This window comes from Aeromonas sp. FL131 (genome assembly GCF_049860615.1).
Lineage (GTDB): Bacteria > Pseudomonadota > Gammaproteobacteria > Enterobacterales > Aeromonadaceae > Aeromonas > Aeromonas hydrophila.
In genome coordinates this window covers 67652-83390 of sequence record NZ_CP187596.1, presented here as the reverse complement: position 1 = coordinate 83390, position 15739 = coordinate 67652, and the positions used below count along the sequence as shown (strand labels likewise).

The following is a 15739-nucleotide window of genomic DNA, read 5'->3' as shown; positions in this document are numbered from 1 at the left end:
TATGGGAACTATCAGAACAACGCTGCCGCATGGCAGCAAGCCAAAGGAAGTCCTGAAGCGGTGGCGAGTCGAGTACCCGGCTAAGTTTGAGCGGATATTCGAGAATGGGGACCTGATCACGCGGGTCGCTTCCGATGAAGCTGATATAGCTTGGGGCGAGTGTATTGCCGAGGCTCTCATTGAAGAAGTGAAAGACACCCCTAGGAAGTGGGTGTGCATAATTGCTTCTGACCGTGCCTATCGCTGCGTGCTCTGGGAGGCCGGGGAAATTCGCCGTGATGAAGTTGTCGATGCAACGGAACTGTCTGAATGGTTACAGGTACATCCATCTGAGCGCATATTTTCTACAACTGAATTGCCTGTTCGGGGTGTAGAGACAACGATAATTGAGGCTTTAAATCTAAAGCCTGATGACTTTGAACTCATAGAGTTTCGTGGGTCTGCATTGTCAAGAATGGTTAAGCCATCTCTTGTCTGTTTAGCAGGTATTGCGGCAGCTACATGGTTTCTATGGCCTGAACCGCCGCCGCCGCCTCCGCCGGAAGTGATGGATCCCTGGTATGCCTATCGCGCAGCATGGACAGATGTGCAGCTTGCTGGAGATGTGGTTAGTGAGTTAGGTGTGACGTGCGCGAAATTTGGAACTATCCCTGTAGTCACGGATTTACCTGTGGGGACAATCGAGCCAGGCAGCATTAATATGGTATTGCCTGACGTTGTGATCGATAGAAATGTGTTAAATGCATGGGCGGAAAAAAATATCCTAGCTATGTCTTTCAGTGGGTCATCACCATTTATTCGCGTGCCTGTCCCTCTGAGTTCCTATTGGAGTTCACATCACACCAGTTTCAAGGCGCTTGATGACAAAGTTTTTGAGATATTTTCAAAGCTTTCACTAATTTCGGCTTTGAAAGCTAGCTATGAACCCATTGAAACTAATGGAGTATGGGCAAGCAGAAAGGCCAGTCTGACCATCGCGAAAGCAAATCCTTGGTTCATTAACGAGCTTGGTAATGCCCTGAAAGGAATGCCAATTAAGTTAGAATCAGCGACATTTAGCATTAGCAAGGAAGGGGAATGCACCCTAAATAATGCGGTAATTCAGTTTGGAGGTGGCGCACAATGAACGAACAAAATAAAAAAATTAGCACTAAAAAATTGGTGACCTATTTAGGGCTGCTTTCTGTAGCATGTGCAAGTGCGGTTTATTTATATCAGGCTCAAGAAAATAGACAGGCTAAACGAAATGAGCGACTTAATGCGCTTATCGCACAGTCAGAGCAGCGTTCCCAGGCATCAACTCCGGTTGATTCAGGGAGCAATGTCTCAAGCCAAAACGTGATTGAACCCCCGTCAGCAGTAAGGCTGCCGAATTTACCGGAAAACATCCAGGAGCTGATGCGCCTCGGTGAAAGAAGGGCTAAGGCTGAGGCTTTACTGGCAACAAGCACGGTGGAAGAGTTGGTTGAGAGTAACGCCGCCAAGAAAAAAATTGCATCCGAGAAGCCTGCCAAAAGCTCCCCCCCTCCTGGGGCCTTCTTGCTACAGGACGAATTGCCTGTAGGCGCAACCGTGTCACCAAGTGCTCCAATGCCTGTTGGAACGGGGATCGCATTTAATGAGCCCAAGGTGATGGATTCCCCCGGTAGCAAACTTGACAGACTCACTCTGCGATATGCGGCCCGCGTAGATGGGATATTGACCGCGTATGTATCAATTGGTGAGTCTGGAAGAATGACCCCTGCTCAGATAGGTAAGACAATCGACGGGATCAAGATTACTTCCCTGAATGACAGGCAGTTATGTGCAAGCCAAGGAAAATTGGCTCGCTGCATTAATATGGCCTATTGACGGTTGGGGTATTTATATGAATATGGCAATTAAAAGCACAGTGTCTTTAATTGATGATGATGAAATCCTAGCTCTTTGCCGGGAGGACAAAAGTTGCTTTGTTGATGAGAACTGGGTCGTTTACACCTCAGATCCAAAGAGCGACAACTTAAATACAATAATTGCTAAGGTTAAGGTTCTGCTGCATGGCAAGGAACCTAAGATTAATCTGGCCGACAGCGAAGTAGTATTGAATGCCTTACAGGTTGGCTCAACTCTAAGTGTCGAGTCCACCCACCAGAGCACTAAGCACGCCACTGATGTTGCACCAACCCAAGTTGAAGACCGCTTGATGGGATTGCTGGCTAGATGCATCAAAATGGGTGGCTCTGATATACACATTTTAGTGAAAGGACAGAAAACACTAATAAAGTGCCGTATTGATGGGCGCCTAGTTGACATATCTGCGCCACAGACAAAGGAATATGGTGCAGAACTGACGGCTTATGTGTTCAATGGTCACAGTGGCTCAGAGGAAAGCTATTCAGCATTAATCCCAAATGCAGGAAGCTTTAGCAAGATCATAGCTGTGAATAATGTTCAGAAGGCATGGGACTGGCGGACATCAATGCTACCAGTTAGCAGCAGTAGCGATGACAAAGATTGTACCAAAACCGTACTGAGATTGTTGACTCCCATTCGAGATGATATTCCTTCGTTCGCAGATATGGGGATGGATGATGATCATGTCAAAATCATCGAGCTTGCATTTAAACAGCCTCAAGGGGCCATTCTATTTTCTGGGCCTACCGGTTCAGGTAAAACCACTGTTGCTATGGCTGGATTATCAACAATTGAGGATGGCCGAAACATTAATACCCTTGAAGACCCTCCCGAATGGACTCTTGACGGGGTATCTCAAACGCGAATCGATTATGGTCTTACGAAGAAAGGTAAAGAACGAGACTTTGCGTATTACGGGAAGGTTATGCTCAGGCAAGATCCTGATGTGATTTACTTTGGCGAGGTGCGTGACCAGAAAAGTGCTGCGGAATTTACTCACCTTTCTGAATCCGGGCACTTGTTAATCGGAACAACACATACGTCAAGTGCGACCGGTATTGCAACAAAACTGGTAGAGCACTTACGTGTTCCATCAGTTATTGCAAGTAGCCCTGATGTATTTTCAGTTTTCTCGCATCAGCGGTTAATAAGAGTTCTTTGCCCGCATTGCTCAATACCACATGAAAAGGCAACTGAGGAGCAGCAGACCACCTTACGCAAAGCACTAGGCGATGACCTGGGCCACGCTAGAGTGAAAAATAGCAGTGGCTGCGGCAAATGTGTCTCAGGTGAAAAGGGAAGAACATTGGTAATGGAGGTCATTGTATTAACTGATGATGACCGCCAATTTATAGCTAAAGGTGATGCGTTGGCATGGAAGATTCATTTAATACAAAACGGGTGGAAAAACATCCGGCACTATGCTCTTAAGAAAGTAAGGGATGGTATTTGCGATATTCATTCTGCTGCCGAGCAAGTTAAGGAGCTGCTGTGAATTTTGACACTATTTCAAAGAAGTGGCTCCAGTTGGTTTTTTTTAAAACCAACCAAATTGAATTCCTCGAGGATTTTAGGGAGCTAATAAACTCTGGCATTGATGAAAAGGATATATGCATCAACTTGGTTGAGTTCGGTTCTGCATCAGCCAAGGCGCTCGCAGGTGACATGCTGATGGCTATCAGAAATGGTCGGCCGGTTACATCTGGAATGCAAGGGTGGTTCTCTCCAATAATAATATCTACAATTTCAGCCGGTCAAGAAACCGGTGACATAGACATGGGGCTTGATGTTGGAATCAACACCATCAGAGATGCATCTGGATTAACTTTAGATATTTTAAATGCAGTAAAGTATCCAGCATTAATGATTGTCGGGCTGTTGATAGTGGCGGGTGGTCCGTCCTATGAATATATGCTGGACATGCAAAATAGACTACCGCTCTACAAATGGGGTGGTATATCACAAGTGGCATGGGGCCTTGCTGAATTCAGTCACAACTGGATGTTCTCGATGTTATGTATGAGCATCACAGGCCTCATAGGATTGATGTGGATGTTACCTAATGTTTCTAACAGAGAGTCACTTGATAACTCCATTGTATTTAAGCAGTATAGGGATCTGAATGCGATAGCTGTATTAGCTAGCGTGTCCAGTCTTATGAGGGCCGGGGTCGGCATTAATGATTGCTTGAGCATTATTGGGCATGGCTCAAGTCGTTGGCTGCGAGCAAAAATTCAGAAGATAAAGTTGAAGATTGCATCAGGGAAGAAAAACTATGGTGATGTTTTTGATGTGGGATTGCTTGGTCAAGCTGAAATTCAAAGGATTAAGATTTTAAGTAATAGTGAAGACATTCCATCGGTGCTAATGCAAAGCTCGATGAGACAGCGAAGGAGGCTTAAAAAACAGATTATTAGTTTGGGAAAGTTGGCAAACTTGCTGACTATGATGGCTGCAGGTTGCGGTATGGCTGTATTGGCCGGTGGTATATATCTCGTAGTGGCGCAGTCCGCTAGAGTTACTTATTAATATATAAGGGTTGAATGATGAACTACGTAAGTCAGAACAATAAAAAAATGGTTTCAAAAAAACAAGGCGGCTTCACATTGATCGAGTTTTCCATTGTGGTAGCTATTGCGGCCGTCCTCTTGGTGGTCGTTCTTCAAGTTGCTGAAGGTGTCAAATATCAAACTAAGCAAGAGTCTCTCATAAAGCAGATGCAGCAAATTACAACAGCAACGGAGCGTTGGAAAAAAGGAAGACCGAATAAAAACGGTGTGAGCATGAGCGTCCTATGTGCGACTGGCTCTAAACTGCTTGATGCCAGCGTCTGTGGTACAGCCAAAGATGGTAAGGCGGCAAATGCTTTTGGTGGTGATATCACGGTTGTAGCTAATACCACTAACCCCAGTCTGGTTGATATCACTATGGCGGGCCTGCCGGCAGATTACATTACCGATCTTGCAGACACCTTGGCCCCTATGACTACTGGGCGTTGTCAGACGGCTACAGGCTGCACAACCATTACCGTCACTGGTAGTAGTGTTAAGGGAACGATGTAAATTATCTTTGCTATGGAGGTGGCATTGCCGCCTCCATGTTTTTTGAACATGACAGGTCAATTTATGAAAAAATATAGTGGTTTCACGTTGATTGAGTTTTCGGTGGCTATAGCTGTTTTTGTCACTATCTCATTTGGCGTGGCTGCTATTAGGTATAACGCTGACATCGTTGAGCAATCTATAAAGGTTCATGGTATTGCCTCTGATGTGAATTCGGGAATTAACACTACCCTGCGACTTAAGGTGTCAAGTGGTTGCCTGACTAGCATTAGCATTTCCCATACTGATTTAATTACAACAGGTGTGCCACAAACGTCTGTATATCCTGCGCCATGGGTGACAAGTTTCGCTTTTGGATATCGTGGGGGTGAACCTGTTTCTGTTATCGTTTCAATAGATGTAAGAAATGCTGCTCTTGCCGGTGAGCTATATACTGACTCAGGTGCTGACTATATTTCAGCTAGCACATTATCATATCAGTTTCCTATTAAGTCTCCGAGACTATCTTCGTTTGGAGAGATGTATAGGAGTTCAACAAATTGCTGGGCACATGGCATTGGAGATAAATAATGCGTAGGAGCCAGAGTGGATTTACGCTCATTGAACTTTCAATAGTTCTTCCAGTTTTAATTTTTGTCGGCATGATCATTTTCAATGAGCTGAGACAACAAAGAATTGAATCTGCTGCTGTGCAGCAAGGCAATCGCATTACTGAGCTGTTTTCAAAAGCGGCTGAAAGGTATCAGGTCTTGGCAAAAAGTAATAACACTGTCACGCCGACCAACTTTCCATCCTCTATCCAGGTACTAATTAATGAAGGGTACATTAGGAACTGTACTGCAAGTGACGCGAGTGCGGGTAACTGCCGGCCAATGACAGAGACTCTTTGGGGGGATGCTATATCTGTTAGAACTTATGGGGTTGCTGGGAATCCAACAATTCCACGGTTCGAATTGACCATTCCACTCGCAAAGGTCCCAGCTGACCACCGAAATGATGTTGCCGCTGGATTACTGTCATCTCTGCCTTTTGCTACAGTATCTGGCACAAATATTGTTGCCGAAATTGGTCGGCCAGGCACCGAAGTTTCTCACGATAACTTTTATATGCTGGATGGATCAAGGGCGCTAAAAGGGGACATGAATGCAGCTGGTTATGCTATCGAGAACGTAAAGGATCTTTCAATCACAGGTCTAACAAACCGTACCGTACTTTCCGGGCTGGCATGGGGGAATGTTCAACAAAACAACCAAGTTGTTTCACTTGTCTCTTGTCCAGCAAATCGTGGAACTCGAAAAGTAAATGTGATCCCTCTGTCATATAGCAAAAACGGTTTCCCGTTTAACAACATGGGGGCTGTGGAAGGGCGGTTTGATGGGACCAGGGCATATGTCCGAATATGGGAGACTGACCAGAATGGAACTCAGGCATGGTTTATTCCTGCTCCTGCAAATGCATCCGTCTTGGTCCAACAACAATGCAGCAAATAACTGGCTATAAATACACCAATAAAGGAGATCTGAATGAAGCTTCGTAACGATAATGACCCTTCTCGATATAGCTTGGCAATTATTGCGATAACGTTGTTATTTTGTGGCAAAGCGTACTCTGGCGTCGATGAAGTTTGGGCGGCCTCGCCGGCAACTTATGATACCCAGTGGGCTCAAGCCTATGCTGCCGCAGTCAATCCCTCGTTTTCTGGAACGGGCGGTCGAGTTGACCTCTATAGCGGATCCTCCACGGCAGTGAGTATCACTGTGCCTTCCACCGTCAATGTGCTCTATGTCAGTTTTGACTTAGATGGTCGGGGAATCACTCAGTTGATGTTCGACCTTCAAGAAGCCGTCACTAGAGGGGATGTGCGAATCTACAACCGGGGAGGTGAAAACGCTGATAGGCCCTATGACGCTCTCATCAAAGTGAGCCGGTCTGGTGTGGGGGTGACGCTGCAGGGGCAAGGCGTTTGGACTGGCGCTCCAGTAATAAAACGTGTTGTAGGATACAGTCTATAGCAGGGCTTGTAGCTGGCCCCCACAAGCCCATTTTCATCACCAGGGGGCGAGCAGCTTGGCAATCATGTAGCCAACCTAGGAGCCCCAAGTCGTATTTGATGGGACGAGAACCACACTGGTTGGAGAGGTAGTGTGGTTCATAATGACCGATAGTTATCGATAGCGGGCATCTAATACCAGCGTATCGTTGAGTGGATTACCTCAGAAGGAGTCTTATTGATCCTATAACTTGCTCCAGGCGGAATCATTACCGTGCCACTCGAGACCCAATTTCCGCCAGCACCATCCCCCCTTCCGAACGACGCTCCACGTACACCGTTCACATAGAGATCAATTGCCCAAGGAATATCCTTTCCGATAGAACCTCGGACCGTCATCAACATCGGTTTGCCAGTCGTGTTGGTGTATGAAACACCACTATTTATCGAAGAATCGTCAGTTGTACTGAAGGTAATCAGGGACATGCTATTCGCAGGATTAACAGGCTTGGCATACTGCTGCGCCCACAAAATGTCCTGGGTCGCCGGCGAGGTGGCCCAAATATCATCCACGCTTGCTGTCACGGCCCCACCGTAACAAGCCAGCAACGCTACTGTTAACATGTTGCTTGTGTAGCGAGAAGGGTCATTATCGCGCTACTCATTTTTCTACATGACACTGTTGCAAAGCGGATCCTGAAACTAGGGGGTGGAGTCAACCCTGGTTTGATTGCCAACAATTCAACCAGCTAATGTCAGTGACCAGGATGATGGGAGCAAACGAGCATAGGGCACATGAACGGGCGCATGGCTAAGGGAAGGACATATAAGCTTTGGCTCATCGGTGCCTGTCGCTGGTCGGTTGGAGCCCTGGATAGGACTTGTGCCCGCCGGCTGCGGTGCTGCCTCTGTTCTGGCCGGTGGTCACCCGGACGGCAGGAATAGGCCTTGGGCTCGATGGCCGCGGTAGGGCCCCTGGTGCCGGCCTGTGGCCACCCGGGCGGCAGGAATAGGCCTTGGGCTCGCCGGCCGCGGTGATGCCTCTGTTCTGGCCGGTGGTCACCCGGACGGCAGGAATAGGCCTTGGGCTCGATGGCCGCGGTAGGGCCCCTGGTGCCGGCCGGTGGCCACCCGGGCGGCAGGGATAGGCCTTGGGCTCGCCGGCCGCGGTGATGCCTCTGTTCTGGCCGGTGGTCACCCGGACGGCAGGAATAGGCCTTGGGCTCGATGGCCGCGGTAGGGCCCCTGGTGCCGGCCGGTGGCCACCCGGGCGGCAGGGATAGGCCTTGGGCTCGCCGGCCGCGGTGATGCCTCTGTTCTGGCCGGTGGTCACCCGGACGGCAGGAATAGGCCTTGGGCTCGATGGCCGCGGTAGGGCCCCTGGTGCCGGCCGGTGGCCACCCGGGCGGCAGGGATAGGCCTTGGGCTCGCCGGCCGCGGTGATGCCTCTGTTCTGGCCGGTGGTCACCCGGACGGCAGGAATAGGCCTTGGGCTCGATGGCCGCGGTAGGGCCCCTGGTGCCGGCCGGTGGCCACCCGGGCGGCAGGGATAGGCCTTGGGCTCGCCGGCCGCGGTGATGCCCCATGTTCTGGACGGTGGCCACCCGGAAGCTTGAGATAGGCCTTGTGTTCTCCGGCGGCGTAAAGGACCTTTGTGCCGAGCAGCTGGTAGAGGCCACTAGCGCGGATCTCACCAGACACCGAGTGGCAGGGTGCTTATAGACTGCCGAGGAAGCCACACCATGGGCAATCGGCGAATAGCCTATGGGCATCTTGGCAGTCAGGGTTCATCAGTAATTCAGAGGGAGCAAATGAAGCCAAAAACTGAAATTAAATGTTGACTATGTATGATGATAGTCATATTCTATTTCTGCGGATCAAAATCTAGGAGTGGGGCAAAGTGAAAAAGCTACTGCTAATGGATGAAAAATATATTCGTTTGTTGATTGAAAACACTAAGAGTACAAACCCAGCGGTTGCTGATGCGCTGGTAGATCATTTACTTTATGGTCTTGCACAAGAGCAAACAGCTAAGAAATACGGCCTTTCCTCTCAATCACAAGTGTCAAGGCTAAAAGGAAGTGTAATAAAACTGGATAATCTAATTAGAACGTCACTGGCAATGAAAGATAAATTTGAACAAAATAAGGGATGATATGAAAAAGACTGTTGTTGCCGCGCTGCTTATGTCTGCAATTACGCCTGCTCACGCCATTTTCAATGGCGCAGAAATTAACTCACCTGAGTTTGTGCGGGTGGGTGGGACTTGCTCTGGGACCGTAATCGCTGGGAAATGGGTTGTAACAGCGGCCCACTGTGGTGATCTGACAGGCCAGACTGTCAGTAACATCGATGTAAGTGTGGCGAATATTAAGCGCACAGTAATTCATCCTATGCATGATGGCAGCGTGCCGCGTGTATATGATGTTTCATTGCTGGAGCTGGATAAAAAAATGCCGGCAACAGCAAAAGTTATTAACACAGAACCAGCGGTCGGCTCTACCCAGTTAATTGCTGGCTGGTCTAGCCTCTCTGGTGGAAAACTGAAAGGTGCTTCAAATGTGACTGTAGGTAAAGCAGACGCAAGATGGTCACCAGATGCTTACGAACTGAAATATGACACCGTAAACGGGATTGGTACTGGCACCTCGCAGCCCGGTGACTCCGGCGGTCCTTGCTATAACGAAGCTGGGGTTTGGGGGGTAATTCAAGGTTCTGCTGGTCAAGGTGATGGAACTTTCATTCAATCGTGCCAAGCGTTCTATAAAGCAGAAACCACTGCATGGATGCTTGAAACAATCGCTGCATGGTCTTATCCGGTCGAGGTGAAGGGCGAGGGGAGTGTTACGATCAAGGTGCAGTCCTTCCACAAGGACCCGGAAGTTTTCGCCCCTTATACCGAAGGGGATCTCGCAATCGAATCGAATACCTGCAAAAGCGGGACGGCCGCCCCTCTTGAGGAGTGCACAGTTGTTGTGAAGGGAAGCGGCAAGTTGTTCATTACAGGTAACGATCCGGTTGAGGTGAATAAAAAGACAACGCCTGTCACTCCGACTCCGGAGCCTACAGAAAATGGTGGTGGTGGTGGTGGTTCAACCGGCCCAGTTGGCCTGATAGGGCTGGCACTGGTAGCAATGGCACGTCGTTTCATAGCTAAGCAAGCCGCAAGTAGTTGATACCTACTGGTAAAAATGGCAATTTGCAATGAGGGAGGCTAAGGCCTCCCTTTTTTATTGATAGATCTTTAAGATGCGAAGCATCGAAGGCTCTTGCCACCCCAGCCAGAAAACCCCCTCATTTTTAAGCGCTCATTTTATCCCAAGGCCCCGAGTTAGAATCCCATTGTGGATAGTTGACTGACAAACATGCCACGCCTCAAAGACCGCACCACTGGGACCTAGCACTTTACGGTGTCACGGATCCAAGCAAATGGAGAGTGTTGAGTGAGATTGTTGAAGACGGTGATCAGCGTTGGGGTGTTAGCCCTTTTTTCCACAGCATCGGTAGCTGATGCCTGGCAAGAGCGTGAGATCCTGAGCCGTGTCCGAGAGCAGTTGATTCGGGTAAACAAGTTGCTCGACGAAGCTGAGAACGCGGGCATGAATAACCAAAGTCGGCTACGTATGGAGTATGGAAGCATTCGTGCCGACCTAAGCACCGTCGAAGACGGGATCTTGCAATACCTGTCTGCACCCATGGATCCGGCAGCCATAGTCCCCCTGGATGGTGGCTACACGGATTACCAAAGAGCGCATGCGTTACCCCGGCCGGACGCAAATTTGTCTCGCGAACGCGCATTACCAATGGGGTATAAGAAATGAGCGCATCTTGTTCAGGTGGAAATGTATCTCAATGCATGGCTGCTGTCGGAGCTAATTCCACATTCAGCCAAACATCAATTTTGCTTCAAGGTAGTATGTACGCGGCTGCATTCATATTTATTCTGTTCGTAGCCTATGCCTGTTATCAAGGATTGGGGACTGACAAGGTAACATATTATGGAATGTTCAAGGCTGTTATTACCGCCGTAGTTTTGAGCGCATTGATATTGCTGGTTGTTCAAGCAATTGTGCATTAATAAATTTAAGTGAGGAGTATAGGGATGCCAATGAAAAAGGTTAGTAATAGACTGAGGGGGGCGTGTCTTATGGTTGCTCTCATGGCCAGCGAGGCTAATGCGGTTGGCCTACCCACGATAAATGCCCCAGGAGGCTCAGCTAGTAATGATCCATTCACATTGATAGTAAACCTCTTTAAGTGGGGGCTTACAGTCATTGCTTTTCTACTGGTAGCGCTCATGTTTATTACCGTCGTAAAAAACGGTTGGCAAAAATACCACCAACTGGGGGAGGAGAACAGTAAGGTGACTTGGCGTGACTTGGCGAGCAACCTGGTTGCCGGGGCGTTGCTGATCTGTCTTGGTGTTGCAATGGCCAATTATGCGGTTGGTGTGTTCGGCGCGAGTGCTATTAGCTAATTCGAAAATATATAATAGGCAGGTATTACCTGCCTATTAAATGGGGATAAGTGAATGAAAAGGCTTTGTACGCAGGCTTGTAGCCTTGCAGTGATTTCCTTCCCTGCTGGTGCTGTGGGTATACCAACAATAACTCCTCCTAATGGAAATGGCGCCGGTGAAAATCCACATAATCTTGTTATCAGTCTTGTCTTGTTGGGTGTGAACCTTTTAGTCATGCTGCTCATCGTAGCTCTTCTGTTAACTGTTGCGAAGAACGCATGGCAAAAGTATCACCAGATCGGCGAGCAAGGTAGCAAGGTTACATGGCGTGATCTGGTAAGCAATATCGTGGCTGGTGCACTTTTGGTTGCGCTCGGGATATCACTGGGCGTGATGGCACTTAATATATTATAGGGCTGTGAAAATGGGGCGAGAGCACACTATACAGACTACCTTAGAGCGGCTTGATAAAAAGCCAGCTCTATGGAAAGGGTTAACAATAGATGAGTTGCTAATTGTTACATGCACAGCAATTGTGATCTGTTGTAGTACAAGTGCAATTGTTTTTTCACTGTTAATTAGCGAAGGGCTAATAGGATTTGTTATTGGGATGATTGTAAGCCTTGGCGTAATCCCCCTTGTAGCAGGGAAGATAGAATCAGCCAAAAAGAGGCATGGTCCCTTGATGTGGCTCAAGTTAAAACGATACACCCAAAAACGTGGCTGGATGAAATTTGACGGGATGATGACAGATAAAATCAAGTGGGACACTCGTCTGTCAAAGAGTAAAAATATTAACTACATTGGCCCGGTAAGGAAGTAATAATGAACAATGTGTTTGGTCGTAATAAAGGTAGGGCGAGAAATGCATTGGATAGAAGCGATGCTAGGGTTAAGGACTGGCAGCTCATATCAGGAGTTTTACTATTGATCCTGATAGCTCAGATAGTCTTAAGTGCACTCCGCCAGAATGATATTACTGTGCACATTCCCCCTGATTTATCGGCCGGCGCACAGTTTGATAGCAACACCATCCCCAAGCCCAATGTATACCTTTTCGCAAGTGAAGTTGTGAGGTCTATAAACTATTGGAAAAAAAATGGCGACAAGGAAATGCCAGAGAATCTGAACCGTTATGCTTGCTATATTTCTGAGAGCGTGAAAAGCGAACAACTCGCTTTGCACGCTCTCCGTGTTAGCGATGGTCAGTCTGCAAATAGAACTCGACGATTAAGCGAAATTACAGATCTAAAGGATGTTGAAGGATCAGTGTCTTTTGTTGGCGCGGGAATTTGGGATGTTGATTTGGACTTGCGTCTGATCGAATCGTTAGAGGGAACCCCAGTAAAGGATCACGCTCTTCGTTACCGTGTCCGTGTTGCTGCTGACAACTCTGGATCTGTGTGCAACCCATTCAACATGCGAATCACTGCCATTAATCAACCTCTTCGAATTGAGTTTGAGGGGGGAGCGCAGTGATGAAAATAAGTATCCTTGCGTCAAGCTTAGCGCTAGTTATGTCCTGCTCCGTATTTGCAGTAGAGCCAATTGAATGGCGTAGCAAGCCGATCAAGATCCCACTGCAAGTTGGAGAACAACGCCTCATACATTTCCCGGACCACGTTGTATTTGGACGACCTCGATCGCTAGCAGACAAACTCGATGCGGACAGTATGCAGGGAACCCTCTACTTAACAGCCCAGGATGAGTTTGCTCCGACCCAGGTGAAGGTGAAGTTGAATGACTCAGGAGACATTGTATTGCTCGAGCTCGTTGCAGTGCCAAAGGCTGGTGCTCCGCTCGATGAAGTGCTGATCTCCGTGCCAGGGTCCGAGGCCGGTACCGGTGCGGCTGCGGAGGCCATCTCGGGGACAGGTACCGGCTCTCAGAAGTCGGCACCTGTTGATGACAATCCCCTTGCAGGTACACCATTCGACACATCTGGAGATGCCGCAATTTCTCCAGAGGAAATGATCCAGTTTGCAGCTAGGGAGTTTTATGCCCCACCTCGTTTACGAACCAACGACCAAAGATTAAATCGAACAGCACTTAATAGTGCGGAAGATATGAGAGATCTATTTATCGATACCTCATATGGTATTTTCGATGCAACTCCAATAGCAGCTTGGCAAAGCACTTCCGGTCAGTATTTGACTGCTATAAAATTGGTTAACCGTAAATCGTCCCCGGTCAAAGTAAATCCCTTTCATTTGAATATGCAATATTCCTATGCTGCCGCACAACATATCCAGCTGAATCAGAATAACGTACCTGGAGACACTACCATGCTTTATGTAATCTCCGACCGCCCCTTTAGTGACTCCCGGTATGAAAGCCCTGCTCCATGGGCTCCTGTGGCGTCATCACAACCAGCTGTGAATCAGTATCACCGCCAGGGGAGCAATAAATGAGTGGTGTAATGGTAGGGGAAAACCCAATGCTCAAGATTGGCGCTGGAGCGGTGTTAGTGGGCGCCATCGTAGCTGGATACGCGGCCTTCACCGCTCCAGAGAATAACCATGCTGACACTATTAAAGCGGAGCAGGGGGAGGGGGAGGGAAAGGTTACCATTGACCGCAGGCACACACGCCTTGGTGCTGACGCGGATACGCCAGAAACATCTGTTGAAGCACTAGCTAAAGCAGTAACAGACTTGAGCTCTCGCTTAGTACAGGTTGAAGAAGGGAAGAATACTTCAAGGAATTCACCGCCTCCAGTTGCACCGCCCATGGAGGCCGATAGCCCGACTGTTTTAGCGCTGAAGCAAAAGATCGAAGAGCTGGAGATGAAGCTGTCGACCAAAGAGAATTCAGAACCACAGCAGCCGGCGGCGACTGAAACGGTCGTGGACCCTTATCCAGAGCGAACCCAACCAGGGAAAGATTTCGGGTTGGAACAAGATGAAACGCCTGCAGGTAATGGAAGAAAAACCATTGACTTGCCTACGGTGCCAAACCTATTTAACCCAAATGGGAGCGGATCACAATCTGTTGGCCCTATATCACTGCCTGCTGATGGAGACGAGAGTTTGGAGTGGATTGTACCATCAGATGCTCAGCGAGTCGTTGATGAACAGACTGGGAAAGACGTACTCAAATACCCTAAGTTCAAAGGCTCCGGTTATCGGAATCTGCACACATCAAAGGGTACCAACTCAAACCTTATGACACTCTCTGATGATGAGAAAAAGGATAGCTTGATACCAATTTATACAATTCCAGAAAACTCCAGTTTTCTCGGTTCTGTAGGCGCTACAGCATTGATAGGTCGAGTTCCACTTAATAATCAAGTAACTGATCCATTCCCATTCAAAGTTGTAGTAGGCCAAAAAAACCTGGCTACCAACGGTATCAAAATCCCAAACCTTCAAGGGATGGTAGTATCCGGCTTAGCAAGAGGAGACTATACCTTAAAGTGTTTATATGGACAGATTAACAGCGTCACCTACACCTTTACTGATGGGACCATTCGCACTGTTTCTAGCAAAGGTAAGGAAGAAGGAGGGATAGGATATTTAGCTGATTACCAAGGTGTACCTTGCATATCTGGTAAGTACATTACTAACTTACCCTCCTATCTAGCTCAGACAATGGGCATTAATACATTCGCCGGGGCGGCTGAAGCATTTGCGAATGGGCAAGCGGAGATTACAAAGAATACTGATGGTAGTTCAAGTTCGTCAATAGTCGGCGAAAGTAACAGCATAAATTACATGCTTGGGAAAGGAATTGGAAAGGGGGTCCAATCAGGGTCTGAAGCACTTGCTGAACGTCAGCAAGGGGCATATGACGCTGTTTACGTACCTCCTGGAACCAGAGTAGAAATTCACCTTACCAGCCAAATAGACATTGATTATGATAAAAAAGGACGCAAGGTATCCCATGTTCAACAAACGAATCACTACAGCAACAATCGTGGTTTTGATTAACGCCGTCCTTGCTGGTTGTGCTAGTAAGGACGATGTAATTCCAAAATCTGACATCACCGCTGAAATGGTTTTTGATCAGACCATGGGGGGTGGCGCAAGTGCGCGTGATTATCGCATTATGACAACCCCTCAAATGGTTGGCGTCCAACCTGACATTGATGTGTATGAGTTGCATAACTCACCAAAACCACGTTATCAGGTGCTCCCGAATCCAACGCTTTATATTTTTGTACCTGCACATCTCACGGGAAAGGGGCGATCCCCGATCCCGGCGTACATCACTGAAACAAAAATGTTTGAACGTGACGAGTATGCTCTTCCTGGTGAACTCTATCCGTTAATGGATGCTCGGTATGATCAGAGTAAAGTTGCGGCAGATAATCAGCAATATCAAGACTAAGGTGAAC

General features: G+C 48.0%; 18 protein-coding genes. All 18 read left to right on the top strand.

Annotation, left to right across the window (positions count from 1 at the left end; genetic code table 11):
* The first annotated feature begins 1 nt into the window (after nucleotide 1).
* The 18 genes from ACPW75_RS24785 (at nucleotide 2) to ACPW75_RS24700 (ending at nucleotide 15732) form a co-directional block, all read left to right on the top strand.
* Nucleotides 2-1126, top strand: a complete 1125-nt coding sequence (locus ACPW75_RS24785) for a hypothetical protein (protein WP_210538359.1) — start codon at nucleotides 2-4, stop codon at nucleotides 1124-1126.
* Nucleotides 1123-1851: a hypothetical protein gene (locus ACPW75_RS24780; protein ID WP_210538358.1), complete on the top strand. Its 729-nt coding sequence runs from the start codon at nucleotides 1123-1125 to the stop codon at nucleotides 1849-1851. The genes ACPW75_RS24785 and ACPW75_RS24780 overlap by 4 nt, the downstream gene beginning before the upstream one ends.
* A complete protein-coding gene (locus tag ACPW75_RS24775; RefSeq protein ID WP_270697776.1) occupies nucleotides 1805-3388 on the top strand; it encodes a GspE/PulE family protein in 1584 nt (527 codons plus the stop codon). Before ACPW75_RS24780 ends, ACPW75_RS24775 begins: the two co-directional genes overlap by 47 nt.
* The gene (locus ACPW75_RS24770; RefSeq protein WP_210538356.1) at nucleotides 3385-4422 is read left to right on the top strand and encodes a type II secretion system F family protein; all 1038 of its coding nucleotides are present in this window, start codon (nucleotides 3385-3387) and stop codon (nucleotides 4420-4422) included. The genes ACPW75_RS24775 and ACPW75_RS24770 overlap by 4 nt, the downstream gene beginning before the upstream one ends.
* Before the next feature lie 14 nt (nucleotides 4423-4436).
* Nucleotides 4437-4955 carry a prepilin-type N-terminal cleavage/methylation domain-containing protein gene (locus ACPW75_RS24765; RefSeq protein WP_216945327.1) on the top strand — a complete coding sequence of 173 codons (519 nt, stop codon included), beginning with the start codon at nucleotides 4437-4439 and terminating at the stop codon, nucleotides 4953-4955.
* Between the two features lie 63 nt (nucleotides 4956-5018).
* Entirely contained in the window at nucleotides 5019-5525 is a 507-nt protein-coding gene (locus ACPW75_RS24760) for a prepilin-type N-terminal cleavage/methylation domain-containing protein (RefSeq protein WP_210538354.1), read from the top strand.
* Nucleotides 5525-6445, top strand: a complete 921-nt coding sequence (locus ACPW75_RS24755) for a type II secretion system protein (protein WP_210538353.1) — start codon at nucleotides 5525-5527, stop codon at nucleotides 6443-6445. The genes ACPW75_RS24760 and ACPW75_RS24755 overlap by 1 nt, the downstream gene beginning before the upstream one ends.
* Before the next feature lie 33 nt (nucleotides 6446-6478).
* A complete protein-coding gene (locus ACPW75_RS24750) occupies nucleotides 6479-6967 on the top strand; it encodes a hypothetical protein (RefSeq protein ID WP_210538352.1) in 489 nt (162 codons plus the stop codon).
* A gap of 1878 nt (nucleotides 6968-8845) precedes the next feature.
* A complete protein-coding gene (locus tag ACPW75_RS24745; protein WP_210538636.1) occupies nucleotides 8846-9100 on the top strand; it encodes a hypothetical protein in 255 nt (84 codons plus the stop codon).
* A gap of 1 nt (nucleotide 9101) precedes the next feature.
* Entirely contained in the window at nucleotides 9102-10121 is a 1020-nt protein-coding gene (locus ACPW75_RS24740) for a trypsin-like serine protease (RefSeq protein ID WP_210538635.1), read from the top strand.
* A gap of 267 nt (nucleotides 10122-10388) precedes the next feature.
* A complete protein-coding gene (locus tag ACPW75_RS24735) occupies nucleotides 10389-10766 on the top strand; it encodes an RAQPRD family integrative conjugative element protein (RefSeq protein WP_210538634.1) in 378 nt (125 codons plus the stop codon).
* A gap of 281 nt (nucleotides 10767-11047) precedes the next feature.
* Nucleotides 11048-11422, top strand: coding sequence for a DUF2976 domain-containing protein (locus ACPW75_RS24730; protein WP_210538633.1), 375 nt, complete (start codon nucleotides 11048-11050; stop codon nucleotides 11420-11422).
* 54 nt (nucleotides 11423-11476) lie between these two features.
* Nucleotides 11477-11818 carry a DUF2976 domain-containing protein gene (locus tag ACPW75_RS24725; RefSeq protein ID WP_216945323.1) on the top strand — a complete coding sequence of 114 codons (342 nt, stop codon included), beginning with the start codon at nucleotides 11477-11479 and terminating at the stop codon, nucleotides 11816-11818.
* A 10-nt stretch (nucleotides 11819-11828) separates the two neighbouring features.
* Nucleotides 11829-12227 (top strand): DUF3487 family protein, encoded by a 399-nt coding sequence (locus ACPW75_RS24720; RefSeq protein WP_210537813.1) that lies wholly within the window; start codon nucleotides 11829-11831, stop codon nucleotides 12225-12227.
* Between the two features lie 2 nt (nucleotides 12228-12229).
* Nucleotides 12230-12883, top strand: coding sequence for a DUF2895 family protein (locus ACPW75_RS24715; protein WP_210537810.1), 654 nt, complete (start codon nucleotides 12230-12232; stop codon nucleotides 12881-12883).
* Nucleotides 12883-13815, top strand: a complete 933-nt coding sequence (locus ACPW75_RS24710; RefSeq protein WP_210537808.1) for a TIGR03749 family integrating conjugative element protein — start codon at nucleotides 12883-12885, stop codon at nucleotides 13813-13815. Before ACPW75_RS24715 ends, ACPW75_RS24710 begins: the two co-directional genes overlap by 1 nt.
* Complete coding sequence (locus ACPW75_RS24705) at nucleotides 13812-15332, top strand: TIGR03752 family integrating conjugative element protein (RefSeq protein ID WP_210537806.1); 1521 nt, start codon at nucleotides 13812-13814, stop codon at nucleotides 15330-15332. Before ACPW75_RS24710 ends, ACPW75_RS24705 begins: the two co-directional genes overlap by 4 nt.
* Nucleotides 15286-15732: a hypothetical protein gene (locus ACPW75_RS24700; protein ID WP_210537804.1), complete on the top strand. Its 447-nt coding sequence runs from the start codon at nucleotides 15286-15288 to the stop codon at nucleotides 15730-15732. Before ACPW75_RS24705 ends, ACPW75_RS24700 begins: the two co-directional genes overlap by 47 nt.
* Nucleotides 15733-15739: the final 7 nt, after the last annotated feature.

Bases quoted from the DNA above. Each gene is read 5' to 3' on its own strand.
- ACPW75_RS24715 (WP_210537810.1), top strand. From the start codon at position 12,230: ATGAACAATGTGTTTGGTCGTAATAAAGGTAGGGCGAGAAATGCATTG.
- ACPW75_RS24750 (WP_210538352.1), top strand. From the start codon at position 6,479: ATGAAGCTTCGTAACGATAATGACCCTTCTCGATATAGCTTGGCAATT.
- ACPW75_RS24725 (WP_216945323.1), top strand. From the start codon at position 11,477: ATGAAAAGGCTTTGTACGCAGGCTTGTAGCCTTGCAGTGATTTCCTTC.
- ACPW75_RS24730 (WP_210538633.1), top strand. From the start codon at position 11,048: ATGCCAATGAAAAAGGTTAGTAATAGACTGAGGGGGGCGTGTCTTATG.
- ACPW75_RS24710 (WP_210537808.1), top strand. From the start codon at position 12,883: ATGAAAATAAGTATCCTTGCGTCAAGCTTAGCGCTAGTTATGTCCTGC.
- ACPW75_RS24785 (WP_210538359.1), top strand. From the start codon at position 2: ATGGGAACTATCAGAACAACGCTGCCGCATGGCAGCAAGCCAAAGGAA.
- ACPW75_RS24760 (WP_210538354.1), top strand. From the start codon at position 5,019: ATGAAAAAATATAGTGGTTTCACGTTGATTGAGTTTTCGGTGGCTATA.
- ACPW75_RS24780 (WP_210538358.1), top strand. From the start codon at position 1,123: ATGAACGAACAAAATAAAAAAATTAGCACTAAAAAATTGGTGACCTAT.
- ACPW75_RS24700 (WP_210537804.1), top strand. From the start codon at position 15,286: ATGTTCAACAAACGAATCACTACAGCAACAATCGTGGTTTTGATTAAC.
- ACPW75_RS24755 (WP_210538353.1), top strand. From the start codon at position 5,525: ATGCGTAGGAGCCAGAGTGGATTTACGCTCATTGAACTTTCAATAGTT.
- ACPW75_RS24720 (WP_210537813.1), top strand. From the start codon at position 11,829: ATGGGGCGAGAGCACACTATACAGACTACCTTAGAGCGGCTTGATAAA.
- ACPW75_RS24740 (WP_210538635.1), top strand. From the start codon at position 9,102: ATGAAAAAGACTGTTGTTGCCGCGCTGCTTATGTCTGCAATTACGCCT.
- ACPW75_RS24705 (WP_210537806.1), top strand. From the start codon at position 13,812: ATGAGTGGTGTAATGGTAGGGGAAAACCCAATGCTCAAGATTGGCGCT.
- ACPW75_RS24765 (WP_216945327.1), top strand. From the start codon at position 4,437: ATGATGAACTACGTAAGTCAGAACAATAAAAAAATGGTTTCAAAAAAA.